Here is a 13,930-nt window from a genome sequence, read left to right on the forward strand (position 1 = left end):
TTTAATTGGCAATTATAGAGCAAACTATATCAAAAGGGAATAGAGTTCTTACATTATAATATCACAGAGAAAATAGCCCGGCATCATTGCGAGACCACTTGAGTGGTCGCGACAATCTATTCTTAGTGACTTTTATTGCTTCGTCGACCTACGACCTTCCTCGCAATGATGGCATGGACTTCGTCCATATATGACGTCGGACTGTTGCTCTTGGACTTTTAAATGCCATGTGTAAGGTGAGTTAAATTATAGACTCTATATACTCAGGTAGAACTTCAAGAATTGGCGTTTCCGCGACCAAAGATCGAAGCTGCCTAGTTACTCATGTACGCTACGCTGCTAGACTTTGCTACTGCCTAGCTCTTCTTGAAGTTATACTATCGTCTACCAACTCTTCATTTACGAGCAGTATATACTTCTTTTATTAGCTCCGTTAAGTGAGTTTTTGTTTTAAACATACCAACTATTCTCATGAATCATCTTTAATAAACTAGTTTATTGTCCCACTTTGGGAGAAAAACCCCGCACTTGCAGTGCGTCGTTTCAACATAAATTTTAAATATCTTATCAAGAAAAGATAAGATATTTTTTAACAAAATCTTACACTTCACAGATATATTCTTTTTGTGTTGTGACACTTTCTAAATGAGCCATACACAAATAGTTTCTAACTTTTAAGTTAGTACATACATGAGGCATTCATGCCGTAATATTAAGCTCTGCACTTGCAGTGCAGAGTGGTTAACTGTTCATAACTATATAATCACAAGCATTACAACGTAGCGTTTTCTTTACATATCTGTTGACTGTAATTGGAGCATTACCTGTAAATTGTAGCAATTTTCTAGCTTCACTATTATATAGTTTGCCATTACAACAGTGAGGACAGCTATCACCACTACAAAAATTCTCAGGAGTTAAATAGCTGGTATTCGCATCCTTATAATCATCAAACCCATATTTACCTTGCCAATTACTACGATCTATCTTTTTGGGCTTATCGCACTCTTCTTCATTACCACCATTCCCGTTATCAGATTCACTTGGCGGTTCTTTTAATGAATCTGAACTATCTTTTTTTTGTTATCTGCCTTAAAACCAATCAGCATTTCCTTAAGCTTATTTATACTGATATTTGATGATGCTAGCTTGTCTATTAGCTCATTACAAAATTTCACAAGTTCTACTATCGTTTGCTGTTCATCTCCCGTTAATGAACTTTCCTTGACATGTTGTATTAGTTCTTCTCGTTCTTCAGCACTTAAGGTCGCTACTTTTGGTTTTTTCATTTGATTAATTATCATTATTATTAATATTTCAAATGTTATAATATAATTGGTACTTTTTCAACTAGTTTTTATTACAAAACTTACGCTATGTTATCTCAAGTATGACTAAAAACCTTGGCTGAAAGCCATTTTTTCATAGTAAAGAATTTTAATAATATCTCAGTACAAAGCCACTTATCATAAAACATAGCGTAAGTTTTGATTAATCGGTGATATTTGCATAGTAGAAACCCAAATTTATACAATAAATTCATACTAGCAAAAAAATTAGATAGTGTTACGCAGTTTTGCTGCAAGTATACAATTTTTTCATGAGATACTAGTGAAGTTTTACTTATATATAACATCTTTAATTCCATCGGTTACTGATAATATTTACGATATAGATACAGCTATGAGGCTTGGTTATAGTTGGAAAATTGGTCCTTTTGAGTTGTTAATTAATCACATAGGAGGAGGATTTGAGTGGCTTAAAAAACAAGCAATGCTAATGAATTTAACATTACCGGAATATATCGCTAATAGTTCCTATGAAACTATTGAACTAAGTCAATTTCATTTGACTAGAGTCAGATTAGAAGAAAGTAAGATTTTATTGAAGAATGATTCGGCTCAACTAGTTCTGTATAAAAATAGGTTGGTTTTTACTATTAATACCAATTGCAATAATTAACACGGTGTATTTATCCAGTCTCTATACATAATTGATTTTACTAAATCTACATTATGAGCAAGTTGATTCCAAGCGTAACAAGCCATAGTGACGATATCTTCATATACACCATAACATTGGTTAGACAAGTAATGATTCTTGATCCATTCCCAAACTTGTTCCATTGCATTAAGTTCCGGTGCATAGGGCGGAAGCGGTATCAAAGTGATATTGCTTGGCACAGTTAGTTTTTTGGCTGTGTGCCAACCTGCATTATCCGTTAGTAAAGCTATATGTCGGTTGCCTTGAATACTGCGAGAAAGGTCTTCTAAGAATTTATTGTCCCACTTTGGGAGAAAAACCCCGCACTTGCAGTGCGTCGTTTCAACATAAATTTTAAATATCTTATCAAGAAAAGATAGGATATTTTTTAACAAAATCTTACACTTCACAGATATATTTTTTTGTGTTGTGACACTTTCTAAATGAGCCATACACAAATAGTTTCTAACTTTTAAGTTAGTACATACATGAGGCATTCATGCCGTAATATTAAGCTCTGCACTTGCAGTGCAGAGTGGTTAACTCATTGCCTGTGTGTTTGCATATGGTAAAATTAATGCAAAAGCTTCTCCTGTATCATGGCAAGCAGCTCCATAAATATATGTTGAAATGAATTGCTGTTGCCGAACTTTACGGGGTCTAGTGCCACGCTTAGCCCATATACGAGTTAAGCTACCTTGTTGCCCAACTCGAGTTTCATCCTGAGACCATATATCAACTTTACATCTATCGATATTTTTTGGTAATAATTCTGTTAACATATCTGGAAAGTTTTTTTATATGTATTTTGAGTCTCTTGATTTGACTTTGGATGCATTGAACGAGAAGTAATCCAGCTAAAACCAAGGCGGTGCATAGTATTGTAGACTGTTTTTAAAGCACATTTAGCACCATATTCCTCAAGTAACATGATATGTAACTCCTTTCCAGTTATATATCCACCAGTTTTACTTTCACTGAGCGTATTGATTTTATCAAAAAGAGCAGACTCTTGTATAGTGTTAATCTTCCTAGGGGCACCGCTTCTTTGTGATTCAAATAATCCTTCAAAACCATGATTCCTAAATCTTCTGAGCCATGATTGCACAGTTTTCCAGTGTGACTTCACTATTTCAGATATGGCTTTAAAAGATTTGCCTAATTGAAGGTGATACATCGCCAATAAACGTATACGATTTCGACCATGCGGCTCATGTTTCATCATTTTTATAGTCACCTTTTTGGTTAAAACCCCCAGCTTCAGCTGGGAAAGACTTCAGTCCTTGTTCTAATATTTCAATTCACTATAACTTGAATATATGATATTTTAATATACATGAAGAGCTTGCTCTTATGTATATTAAAATATCATATATGACAGATTATAACAAGACTAGCCACACTGTATTTTACCATCGCTTTCATGTTGTTTGGATCACTAAATATCGCTACAAAGTATTGCAGGGTAACTTATAAGAATTAGGATCAGAGAGATAGCACAGGCATTAGTAATATCTCTTTAGAGTAATAGCGACTTCCAGTCTAGATATCAACCCACCAGCTTCAGCTGGTTGTTATTGAGTTTTTAGATAATCAAAAACTGTTTCAATTAAGTTACGCTTTCGAAGTAAGATTTTTTCTTTCAAATCCATTAATTTATTGTCCCCCAACGGGGATTATAAAAAACCCTCGCCTTTAGGCGAAGGGAAGATATAATGAAGTCGTATTAACGACGAATTAGTGAAATAAGATGAGGAGTTATAGGACTAATAGCCATAGTAAACACGATTTAAAAGTGCATTTAGTGTGGATACCAAAATATCGTAAAAGAATATTAACTGGCAAAGTAGCTGAGAGAGTAAGGGATGTGTTAAGGCAAATATCGATGGATCATGAGGTTTACCTAATATCAGGAAAAGTGGTAGCAGATCATATTCATATGTTTGTATCCTATAAACCGCAAATAGCGTTAAGTAAGTTGGTACAGTATTTAAAAGGTGGTAGTGCAAGAATCATGTTTGAAGAATTTCCCCATTTAAAAAAGCAGTTTTGGGGACGTCACTTATGGGCTAGAGGATATATGGCAGTTAGTTCAGGTAACATAACAGATGAAATAATTCAGAAATATATAGAAGAACAAGAAGGAGAACCAATTGAAGTAGGTCAATTTCAAATTGACTCTACTTTATAACCCCTCAGCTTAGAGCTGAGGGTTGTTCAGTTTCCGGCTCTGTACAAATAAGTGTGTAAATTTTTCAAAGGTTATATAAAAATATAATATAACAAAAGGAGAAATTATAATGCACCAAAAACAAAATGAAGCAATGAATCAAGCGATAGATTTATTGTCCCACTTTGGGAGAAAAACCCCGCACTTGCAGTGCGTCGTTTCAACATAAATTTTAAATATCTTATCAAGAAAAGATAAGAATGAATCATACAGATATTTTTTAACAAAATCTTACACTTCACAGATATATTCTTTTTGTGTTGTGACACTTTCTAAATGAGCCATATACAAATAGTTTCTAACTTTTAAGTTAGTACATACATTAGGCATTCATGCCGTAATATTAAGCTCTGCACTTGCAGTGCAGAGTGGTTAACTAATAAATAATGATACAGATATATCAACATTACTTAAAGAGGATGGTTTATTAAAACAATTAACCAAACGGCTTGTAGAGAAGGCATTGCAGTCAGAGATGAATAATCATTTAGGATATGATAAATATTGTCATACTGATAGTGATAATGTTCGTAATGGTAGGAATGTAAAGAATCTAGTAACAAATAATGGAGTTGTAGAGATTGAGGTTCCAAGGGATAGAAGTAGTACATTTGAACCTGCATTAATTCCGAAGCGTCAAAGACGTATTGAAGGATTTGATGATAAAATAATATCATTATACGCTAAAGGAATGAGCTTATCTGATATTAAGATTCAAATGCAAGAATTGTATGGAGCTGACGTTAGCGAAAGTTTGATAAGTCAAATTACTGATGATGTAATTGAGGATGTCAAGATATGGCAAAGCCGACCATTGGATCGAGTATATGCTATAGTATTTTTTGACTGTTTAGTAGTAAAAGTACGTCAAGATAAACGAATTATCAATAAGTCTGTATATGTAGCATTAGGTATTGATTTATCTGGAAGGAAGGATATTTTAGGATTGTGGATCAGTGAAAATGAAGGAGCGAAATTTTGGCTTGGTAATTTTACTGAGATGAAGAACAGAGGTATGCAAGACATGCTTATTGCTTGCAGTGATAATTTAACCGGTATGTCTGAGGCAATAGAAGCAGTTTTTCCGAAAACCGAACATCAATTATGTATTGTACATCAGATTAGAAATAGTTTAAAATATGTATCATATAAAGACCGAAAAGAATTAGCGTCTGATTTAAAGCCTATATATACTGCTAGCACGGAGGAAGAAGCACATCTTGCTTTAGAATCTTTTGAAGCTAAATGGAGTAAACAGTATCCACAAATTGCTAAATCTTGGTATGTTCATTGGGAAAATTTAATGGTTTTTCTAGGATACCCTGAGGCGATAAGGAAAGTAATATACACAACTAATAGTGTAGAATCTGTCAATAGCCAATTACGTAAGGTTACTAAGAATAAACGGGTTTTTCCAAATGATAATGCTGTTTTTAAGACCTTATATTTGGCAATTGATTATATGACCAAGAAATGGGTTATGCCGATTCCAAACTGGAACGCAGCTATGGCTCACTTTTTGATAAAATGAGTCAATCATTTAATTTGTGTAAGTTCATTTTTTATTTTCCAATAAATCATATTTAAAATCTCCACAAAGTATTTCAAATTGATTTAAAGCTAAAGACCAATCTTTAATAGGCATGGTCCATTTTTTGGCTGCATTTTGTAGGGATAAAAATATTATTTTTTGAATTGACTTATCATCTGGAAACACCCCCTTATTTTTGATAATTTTTCTAATTTGACGATTTACAGATTCTATAGTGTTAGTAGTATAAATTACCTTTCTGATCTCTTCAGGAAAGGCAAAAAACGGTATTATCCCAGACCAATTACGTTGCCAAATATCAGAAATTACCGGATATTTTTTATCCCATTTTACACCAAATTGCTGAAGTTTTAAACGTGCCATTTCGTCATTATTAGCTGTATAAATTTGTTTTAGATCTGATGTGACCTCTTTTAAATCTTTATATGACACATACTTTACTGAATTGCGAACCATATGTACAATACATAATTGTACTATAGTACTCGGGAATACACTGCTTATAGCTTCTGGAAAGCCCTTTAAACCATCCACACAAGCAACATAAATTTGTTCAATTCCTCGATTCTTTAACTCAGTAACTACTTGCATCCAAAATTTAGCACCTTCATTTTTGCCTATCCAAATGCCAAGTAACTCCTTTTTCCCTTCTATATTTACAGCAAGTGCTAAATATACTGCTTTATTTATTACTATGTGATTGTCTCTAGATTTTACATAGATACAGTCCAAGTATAATATTGGATACACCCTATCTAAACAACGATTTTGCCACCTAGTTACTTCTTCTATCACCCCATCTGTTATGGTGGATATCAAGTCACCAGATACATCAGTTTGATATATTTCTTCTAAATGCCCTCGGATCTCGCTGACTGTCATACCGCGACCATAAAGGGATATCACTTTCTCATCAAATCCATTAAATCTCCTCAGCCCTTTTGGTATTAATTGAGGATTATACTCTCCTTCCCGATCTCTTGGTACTTCTACTGTCAGCTTACGACCATCCCCATCAATTACTGTCTTCTCATAGCTACCATTACGACGATTATTATCTACTTTTGGCATCTTGCTATGTTTTGAATATCCTAATTCATGATCCAACTCACTTGCTAATATTTTCTCAACTATTTGCTTCTTTAGCTGTTGAAATAAACCATCTCGACCAAATAACTCCGATGGATCTGCTTTTGATAATAATTCTTCTACTAGCTGATTACTGATGTCTAATGTATCTTTATCTGTATCTAATTTTTTAGCCATAATTCCTCCTTGCTTGCTTAAGTTACTTTTTTTACAGTAATCTCTTACTGCTTTCTTTGCAACTTACACAAACTATAGGACAGACTCCATCTGGAAACACCCCCTTATTTTTGATAATTTTTCTAATTTGACGATTTACAGATTCTATAGTGTTAGTAGTATAAATTACCTTTCTGATCTCTTCAGGAAAGGCAAAAAACGGTATTATCCCAGACCAATTACGTTGCCAAATATCAGAAATTACCGGATATTTTTTATCCCATTTTACACCAAATTGCTGAAGTTTTAAACGTGCCATTTCGTCATTATTAGCTGTATAAATTTGTTTTAGATCTGATGTGACCTCTTTTAAATCTTTATATGACACATACTTTACTGAATTGCGAACCATATGTACAATACATAATTGTACTATAGTACTCGGGAATACACTGCTTATAGCTTCTGGAAAGCCCTTTAAACCATCCACACAAGCAACATAAATTTGTTCAATTCCTCGATTCTTTAACTCAGTAACTACTTGCATCCAAAATTTAGCACCTTCATTTTTGCCTATCCAAATGCCAAGTAACTCCTTTTTCCCTTCTATATTTACAGCAAGTGCTAAATATACTGCTGAGTCAATCATTTAATTTGTGTAAGTTCATTTTTTATTTTCCAATAAATCATACAGGAGTTTCGCAGTTAGCAAAATTGCGAATCAGCTAAAAGGCATCTAATGTTGTTCTGAATTGATGTTTTTATAACTTCCCAAGTTTGTTGATATAAAGTAATTTTTTCATTTATCCTCCTTTTGTTCATATCGAGCCAAGCAAATACGGCAAGGCAAATATGATTTCTCTGAGCTCGACCCGTGCGTGCCTGACAGCGTTCAATACCACAAGTTTGTTTTAATTCTCGATGATAAACTTCTATAGACCACCGTGCCTTAACAATTTTCTCTATTTGTTCACGTGTTGGATTTTCTAAGTTAGTTGTTATGTAATCAATGCGACCATTTTTTGCCACAAACTTAAATACCGTAACCCAACCGTATCCACGTAGGTGAATTTTTAGTCCCTCATCAGGAATCTCTAAACTTTCTAAGCTAACATTATGATTAACTTTTCTATTTTTTCTTAGGTTACTAACCCATGTCCAACCTAAATTACGTATATGTTTCAAATTCTCCAAACCGCTATACCACGCATCCATTACTACTGCATCAGGATTGATCCCTCTTTCCTTAGCTAAAGTAAGCATATCACAAAAATGCTCATTCTTTGTTTTTCCATCAGTTTCTTTATCATATATTCTATAATCTACAGGGGTAGATTGATCAGTTTTAGCATTGTAATGCAGTAAGTTGACCATCCCTATACCAGGTATAACATCATGTACAGCTCCAGAATATTGATAATGTACAAGCTCAATTTTCTTACTGTATTGCTTTGACAATAACGTGTCATCTCCCACTAATAAACAAGAAGCTTCCCTATCAATATATTTTGACACTTCTCTGTAGATCCCGCTAGGGCGGAAATCCTTACTATTTAACCATCGACTTGCACTATCATGAGATAGGTTTATTGGACTTACTTCAGATAATGCTTTACCACTATATCTTACGCTACTTGCTTGTAAAAATGATTTATATAAGTCTTTGCTACATTTTGATCTTGCCATGCTTAACTAAAACTCTTTCTTGCTAGATTAACATATTTTTTGCTAAGTGCGAAACTCCTGACAGTAAGAAAATTGAGCTTGTACATTATCAATATTCTGGAGCTGTACATGATGTTATACCTGGTATAGGGATGGTCAACTTACTGCATTACAATGCTAAAACTGATCAATCTACCCCTGTAGATTATAGAATATATGATAAAGAAACTGATGGAAAAACAAAGAATGAGCATTTTTGTGATATGCTTACTTTAGCTAAGGAAAGAGGGATCAATCCTGATGCAGTAGTAATGGATGCGTGGTATAGCGGTTTGGAGAATTTGAAACATATACGTAATTTAGGTTGGACATGGGTTAGTAACCTAAGAAAAAATAGAAAAGTTAATCATAATCAGGAGTTTCGCAGTTAGCAAAATTGCGAATCAGCTAAAAGGCATCTAATGTTGTTCTGAATTGGGCTCTGTACAAATAAGTGTGTAAATTTTTCAAAGGTTATATAAAAATATAATATAACAAAAGGAGAAATTATAATGCACCAAAAACAAAATGAAGCAATGAATCAAGCGATAGATTTATTAATAAATAATGATACAGATATATCAACATTACTTAAAGAGGATGGTTTATTAAAACAATTAACCAAACGGCTTGTAGAGAAGGCATTGCAGTCAGAGATGAATAATCATTTAGGATATGATAAATATTGTCATACTGATAGTGATAATGTTCGTAATGGTAGGAATGTAAAGAATCTAGTAACAAATAATGGAGTTGTAGAGATTGAGGTTCCAAGGGATAGAAGTAGTACATTTGAACCTGCATTAATTCCGAAGCGTCAAAGACGTATTGAAGGATTTGATGATAAAATAATATCATTATACGCTAAAGGAATGAGCTTATCTGATATTAAGATTCAAATGCAAGAATTGTATGGAGCTGACGTTAGCGAAAGTTTGATAAGTCAAATTACTGATGATGTAATTGAGGATGTCAAGATATGGCAAAGCCGACCATTGGATCGAGTATATGCTATAGTATTTTTTGACTGTTTAGTAGTAAAAGTACGTCAAGATAAACGAATTATCAATAAGTCTGTATATGTAGCATTAGGTATTGATTTATCTGGAAGGAAGGATATTTTAGGATTGTGGATCAGTGAAAATGAAGGAGCGAAATTTTGGCTTGGTAATTTTACTGAGATGAAGAACAGAGGTATGCAAGACATGCTTATTGCTTGCAGTGATAATTTAACCGGTATGTCTGAGGCAATAGAAGCAGTTTTTCCGAAAACCGAACATCAATTATGTATTGTACATCAGATTAGAAATAGTTTAAAATATGTATCATATAAAGACCGAAAAGAATTAGCGTCTGATTTAAAGCCTATATATACTGCTAGCACGGAGGAAGAAGCACATCTTGCTTTAGAATCTTTTGAAGCTAAATGGAGTAAACAGTATCCACAAATTGCTAAATCTTGGTATGTTCATTGGGAAAATTTAATGGTTTTTCTAGGATACCCTGAGGCGATAAGGAAAGTAATATACACAACTAATAGTGTAGAATCTGTCAATAGCCAATTACGTAAGGTTACTAAGAATAAACGGGTTTTTCCAAATGATAATGCTGTTTTTAAGACCTTATATTTGGCAATTGATTATATGACCAAGAAATGGGTTATGCCGATTCCAAACTGGAACGCAGCTATGGCTCACTTTTTGATAAAATTTGAAGGTAGAATTTAAGCCCTATGAAAAATTTACACACTTAATTAGAAAGACTCCTGAATTGATGTTTTTATAACTTCCCAAGTTTGTTGATATAAAGTAATTTTTTCATTTATCCTCCTTTTGTTCATATCGAGCCAAGCAAATACAGCAAGGCAAATATGATTTCTCTGAGCTCGACCCGTGCGTGCCTGACAGCGTTCAATACCACAAGTTTGTTTTAATTCTCGATGATAAACTTCTATAGACCACCGTGCCTTAACAATTTTCTCTATTTGTTCACGTGTTGGATTTTCTAAGTTAGTTGTTATGTAATCAATGCGACCATTTTTTGCCACAAACTTAAATACCGTAACCCAACCGTATCCACGTAGGTGAATTTTTAGTCCCTCATCAGGAATCTCTAAACTTTCTAAGCTAACATTATGATTAACTTTTCTATTTTTTCTTAGGTTACTAACCCATGTCCAACCTAAATTACGTATATGTTTCAAATTCTCCAAACCGCTATACCACGCATCCATTACTACTGCATCAGGATTGATCCCTCTTTCCTTAGCTAAAGTAAGCATATCACAAAAATGCTCATTCTTTGTTTTTCCATCAGTTTCTTTATCATATATTCTATAATCTACAGGGGTAGATTGATCAGTTTTAGCATTGTAATGCAGTAAGTTGACCATCCCTATACCAGGTATAACATCATGTACAGCTCCAGAATATTGATAATGTACAAGCTCAATTTTCTTACTGTATTGCTTTGACAATAACGTGTCATCTCCCACTAATAAACAAGAAGCTTCCCTATCAATATATTTTGACACTTCTCTGTAGATCCCGCTAGGGCGGAAATCCTTACTATTTAACCATCGACTTGCACTATCATGAGATAGGTTTATTGGACTTACTTCAGATAATGCTTTACCACTATATCTTACGCTACTTGCTTGTAAAAATGATTTATATAAGTCTTTGCTACATTTTGATCTTGCCATGCTTAACTAAAACTCTTTCTTGCTAGATTAACATATTTTTTGCTAAGTGCGAAACTCCTGATAATGTTAGCTTAGAAAGTTTAGAGATTCCTGATGAGGGACTAAAAATTCACCTACGTGGATACGGTTGGGTTACGGTATTTAAGTTTGTGGCAAAAAATGGTCGCATTGATTACATAACAACTAACTTAGAAAATCCAACACGTGAACAAATAGAGAAAATTGTTAAGGCACGGTGGTCTATAGAAGTTTATCATCGAGAATTAAAACAAACTTGTGGTATTGAACGCTGTCAGGCACGCACGGGTCGAGCTCAGAGAAATCATATTTGCCTTGCTGTATTTGCTTGGCTCGATATGAACAAAAGGAGGATAAATGAAAAAATTACTTTATATCAACAAACTTGGGAAGTTATAAAAACATCAATTCAGAACAACATTAGATGCCTTTTAGCTGATTCGCAATTTTGCTAACTGCGAAACTCCTGGAAAAAATTAGCTATAGAATATAGCTAATATGGTACTGTCCCCGGTACAATAAAAAATGGGGGTAAGGGGGGATTCTATCTTAAATCAGGAAGAATTGCATATCTAGACATAATTTAAGTGAAAATTAACATATCCAGAGTCTGTCCTATAGTTTGTGTAAGTTGCAAAGAAAGCAGTAAGAGATTACTGTAAAAAAAGTAACTTAAGCAAGCAAGGAGGAATTATGGCTAAAAAATTAGATACAGATAAAGATACATTAGACATCAGTAATCAGCTAGTAGAAGAATTATTATCAAAAGCAGATCCATCGGAGTTATTTGGTCGAGATGGTTTATTTCAACAGCTAAAGAAGCAAATAGTTGAGAAAATATTAGCAAGTGAGTTGGATCATGAATTAGGATATTCAAAACATAGCAAGATGCCAAAAGTAGATAATAATCGTCGTAATGGTAGCTATGAGAAGACAGTAATTGATGGGGATGGTCGTAAGCTGACAGTAGAAGTACCAAGAGATCGGGAAGGAGAGTATAATCCTCAATTAATACCAAAAGGGCTGAGGAGATTTAATGGATTTGATGAGAAAGTGATATCCCTTTATGGTCGCGGTATGACAGTCAGCGAGATCCGAGGGCATTTAGAAGAAATATATCAAACTGATGTATCTGGTGACTTGATATCCACCATAACAGATGGGGTGATAGAAGAAGTAACTAGGTGTATAATGGACTGAAAAAATTAGACAAAGAAGCAGGTATTTTTGTTTCTCAATAAGTATAGAATAATAAATAAAATTAAAGAGAAACAAATGGGTAAAAAACAAATTAAAAATTTTAGTGCAGAAGCAAAAACTAAAATAGTATTAGAGATGTTAAAAGAAGAATCAACAATAGGTCAGTTATCGGTCAAATATGAAGTAACGGCTAAAACTATGCAAAACTGGAAACGACAATTTTTAGATAATGCGTCATTGGCATTTGAGCCAGCAAAAGCTGTTAGTGAGTACAAAGGGCAGATTAGTGAACTTAAGAATCAAAACGATGAACTTGCAAAAGCATTAGGTAAGGCTACAGTCGAGAGGGACTGGGCGGTGGGAAAGCTAAACAGCTTGGACTTATCAAATAAGAAAAGTCTTGTCGACCCCAAGCTGAGTACGTTAGCAAAGACAAGGCAATGTGAACTATTAAAGATAAGCAGATCTGGAGTATATTATAAAGCTAAAGTAATGAGCTTATATAATCTTGATATTTTAAATAGAATAGATGAAATATATACGGATAACCCTGAGTATGGTTATCGTTATATATACAAACAATTATTGGAAGACGGCTTTAATGTGGGCAGAGATAGGGTGCTTAAATATATGGGAATAATGGGTATAGAAGCTATTCATCCTCATAAAAAGCAATCTACTTCTGTGAAGGATGGTCAACATAAAATTTATAGCTATTTGCTTGAGCCGTACTGGCACAAATCAGGAACGAATAGAACTATTCATGTACCTTATGTTAATCAAGTGTGGAGTGGTGACATTACTTATATTAGAACTAACGGAGGATTTATGTATCTTGTGGCGATTATAGATTGGCATAGTAAGGCAATACTAAGTTATAAAGTATCTAATTCTATGGATGCATCACTTGTAACCGATGTATTAAAAGATGCACTGAATAAATACCCTGCACCACAAATATTCAATAGTGATCAGGGTAGTCAATATACTGGACATGAGCATACGGGAATTCTAAAAGAGAATAATATACAAATCTCAATGAACGGTAAGGGTAGAAGCATTGATAATATTGTGATTGAAAGATTTTTTAGAACTTTAAAATATAATTGTATATTTATAAATGATTTTAAAAATATCGCAGAACTTAAAGATGGTATTGATAAATACATGGATAAATATAACAATCAAAGATTCCATTCAAGTATTGGTTATAAAAAACCGATGAACGTGTATCTTGATTACTTACAAAATGCAGCTTAAAAATTATGTAAAATGGGAAACAAAATTAGTGAAA

The 13,930-nt window shown here is 33.7% G+C and carries 17 protein-coding genes and 3 pseudogenes; 9 read left to right on the top strand and 11 right to left on the bottom strand.

Going from position 1 to position 13,930, the window contains the following annotated elements:
• Window positions 1-482: 482 nt before the first annotated feature.
• Together AAHN00_RS06230 and AAHN00_RS06235 are read right to left on the bottom strand one after the other, a co-directional pair.
• Window positions 483-638 carry a hypothetical protein gene (locus tag AAHN00_RS06230; protein ID WP_342272433.1) on the bottom strand — a complete coding sequence of 52 codons (156 nt, stop codon included), beginning with the start codon at window positions 636-638 and terminating at the stop codon, window positions 483-485.
• A gap of 417 nt (window positions 639-1,055) precedes the next feature.
• Entirely contained in the window at window positions 1,056-1,289 is a 234-nt protein-coding gene (locus tag AAHN00_RS06235) for a hypothetical protein (RefSeq protein WP_250310741.1), read from the bottom strand.
• A gap of 274 nt (window positions 1,290-1,563) precedes the next feature.
• On the opposite strand from AAHN00_RS06235, the gene AAHN00_RS06240 reads away from it, so the two are divergent.
• On the top strand, window positions 1,564-1,962 hold the full coding sequence (locus tag AAHN00_RS06240; protein WP_342272434.1) for a hypothetical protein: 399 nt from the start codon (window positions 1,564-1,566) through the stop codon (window positions 1,960-1,962).
• Here AAHN00_RS06240 and AAHN00_RS06245 read toward each other — a convergent pair.
• From AAHN00_RS06245 to AAHN00_RS06255, 3 genes are all read right to left on the bottom strand, one after another.
• Complete coding sequence (locus AAHN00_RS06245; protein WP_342272435.1) at window positions 1,959-2,435, bottom strand: transposase; 477 nt, start codon at window positions 2,433-2,435, stop codon at window positions 1,959-1,961. The genes AAHN00_RS06240 and AAHN00_RS06245 overlap by 4 nt on opposite strands.
• A gap of 87 nt (window positions 2,436-2,522) precedes the next feature.
• Complete coding sequence (locus AAHN00_RS06250; protein ID WP_342271051.1) at window positions 2,523-2,765, bottom strand: transposase; 243 nt, start codon at window positions 2,763-2,765, stop codon at window positions 2,523-2,525.
• The gene (locus tag AAHN00_RS06255; RefSeq protein WP_342271056.1) at window positions 2,759-3,208 is read right to left on the bottom strand and encodes a helix-turn-helix domain-containing protein; all 450 of its coding nucleotides are present in this window, start codon (window positions 3,206-3,208) and stop codon (window positions 2,759-2,761) included. Before AAHN00_RS06255 ends, AAHN00_RS06250 begins: the two co-directional genes overlap by 7 nt.
• Before the next feature lie 149 nt (window positions 3,209-3,357).
• On the opposite strand from AAHN00_RS06255, the pseudogene AAHN00_RS15025 reads away from it, so the two are divergent.
• Window positions 3,358-3,456 (top strand): annotated as a pseudogene (locus AAHN00_RS15025) (IS200/IS605 family transposase); the annotation flags it as partial.
• Between the two features lie 101 nt (window positions 3,457-3,557).
• Here the strand turns inward: AAHN00_RS15025 and AAHN00_RS06260 are convergent.
• Window positions 3,558-3,644, bottom strand: a pseudogene (locus AAHN00_RS06260) (IS982 family transposase); the annotation flags it as partial.
• An 89-nt stretch (window positions 3,645-3,733) separates the two neighbouring features.
• Here AAHN00_RS06260 and tnpA point away from each other — a divergent pair.
• Window positions 3,734-4,174 (top strand): IS200/IS605 family transposase, encoded by a 441-nt coding sequence (gene tnpA, locus AAHN00_RS06265; RefSeq protein WP_342272437.1) that lies wholly within the window; start codon window positions 3,734-3,736, stop codon window positions 4,172-4,174.
• Window positions 4,175-4,278: 104 nt separating this feature from the next.
• Here the strand turns inward: tnpA and AAHN00_RS06270 are convergent, their stop codons facing one another.
• Window positions 4,279-4,482, bottom strand: coding sequence for a hypothetical protein (locus AAHN00_RS06270; protein ID WP_342271160.1), 204 nt, complete (start codon window positions 4,480-4,482; stop codon window positions 4,279-4,281).
• A gap of 110 nt (window positions 4,483-4,592) precedes the next feature.
• Here AAHN00_RS06270 and AAHN00_RS06275 point away from each other — a divergent pair, with 110 nt between their 5' ends.
• Window positions 4,593-5,744, top strand: coding sequence for an IS256 family transposase (locus AAHN00_RS06275; protein ID WP_342272596.1), 1,152 nt, complete (start codon window positions 4,593-4,595; stop codon window positions 5,742-5,744).
• Window positions 5,745-5,768: 24 nt separating this feature from the next.
• Here the strand turns inward: AAHN00_RS06275 and AAHN00_RS06280 are convergent, their stop codons facing one another.
• The 3 genes and pseudogenes from AAHN00_RS06280 to AAHN00_RS06290 form a co-directional block, all read right to left on the bottom strand.
• Complete coding sequence (locus AAHN00_RS06280; RefSeq protein ID WP_342270914.1) at window positions 5,769-7,031, bottom strand: IS256 family transposase; 1,263 nt, start codon at window positions 7,029-7,031, stop codon at window positions 5,769-5,771.
• Between the two features lie 91 nt (window positions 7,032-7,122).
• Window positions 7,123-7,647 (bottom strand): annotated as a pseudogene (locus AAHN00_RS06285) (IS256 family transposase); the annotation flags it as partial.
• Window positions 7,648-7,715: 68 nt separating this feature from the next.
• A complete protein-coding gene (locus tag AAHN00_RS06290) occupies window positions 7,716-8,696 on the bottom strand; it encodes a transposase (protein ID WP_342271025.1) in 981 nt (326 codons plus the stop codon).
• 131 nt (window positions 8,697-8,827) lie between these two features.
• Here AAHN00_RS06290 and AAHN00_RS06295 point away from each other — a divergent pair, with 131 nt between their 5' ends.
• Entirely contained in the window at window positions 8,828-9,106 is a 279-nt protein-coding gene (locus AAHN00_RS06295; protein WP_342272438.1) for a transposase, read from the top strand.
• A 120-nt stretch (window positions 9,107-9,226) separates the two neighbouring features.
• On the top strand, window positions 9,227-10,441 hold the full coding sequence (locus AAHN00_RS06300; RefSeq protein WP_342270940.1) for an IS256 family transposase: 1,215 nt from the start codon (window positions 9,227-9,229) through the stop codon (window positions 10,439-10,441).
• A 26-nt stretch (window positions 10,442-10,467) separates the two neighbouring features.
• Here AAHN00_RS06300 and AAHN00_RS06305 read toward each other — a convergent pair whose 3' ends face one another.
• Window positions 10,468-11,418 carry a transposase gene (locus tag AAHN00_RS06305; protein ID WP_342272439.1) on the bottom strand — a complete coding sequence of 317 codons (951 nt, stop codon included), beginning with the start codon at window positions 11,416-11,418 and terminating at the stop codon, window positions 10,468-10,470.
• A 107-nt stretch (window positions 11,419-11,525) separates the two neighbouring features.
• Here AAHN00_RS06305 and AAHN00_RS06310 point away from each other — a divergent pair, with 107 nt between their 5' ends.
• The 3 genes from AAHN00_RS06310 (at window position 11,526) to AAHN00_RS06320 (ending at window position 13,896) form a co-directional block, all read left to right on the top strand.
• Window positions 11,526-11,891, top strand: a complete 366-nt coding sequence (locus AAHN00_RS06310; RefSeq protein WP_342272568.1) for a transposase — start codon at window positions 11,526-11,528, stop codon at window positions 11,889-11,891.
• A gap of 238 nt (window positions 11,892-12,129) precedes the next feature.
• Complete coding sequence (locus AAHN00_RS06315) at window positions 12,130-12,636, top strand: transposase (RefSeq protein ID WP_342272440.1); 507 nt, start codon at window positions 12,130-12,132, stop codon at window positions 12,634-12,636.
• 75 nt (window positions 12,637-12,711) lie between these two features.
• Window positions 12,712-13,896, top strand: coding sequence for an IS3 family transposase (locus AAHN00_RS06320; protein WP_342270912.1), 1,185 nt, complete (start codon window positions 12,712-12,714; stop codon window positions 13,894-13,896).
• Window positions 13,897-13,930: the final 34 nt, after the last annotated feature.

The organism is Candidatus Tisiphia endosymbiont of Parasteatoda lunata, from assembly GCF_964030955.1.
Lineage (GTDB): Bacteria > Pseudomonadota > Alphaproteobacteria > Rickettsiales > Rickettsiaceae > Tisiphia.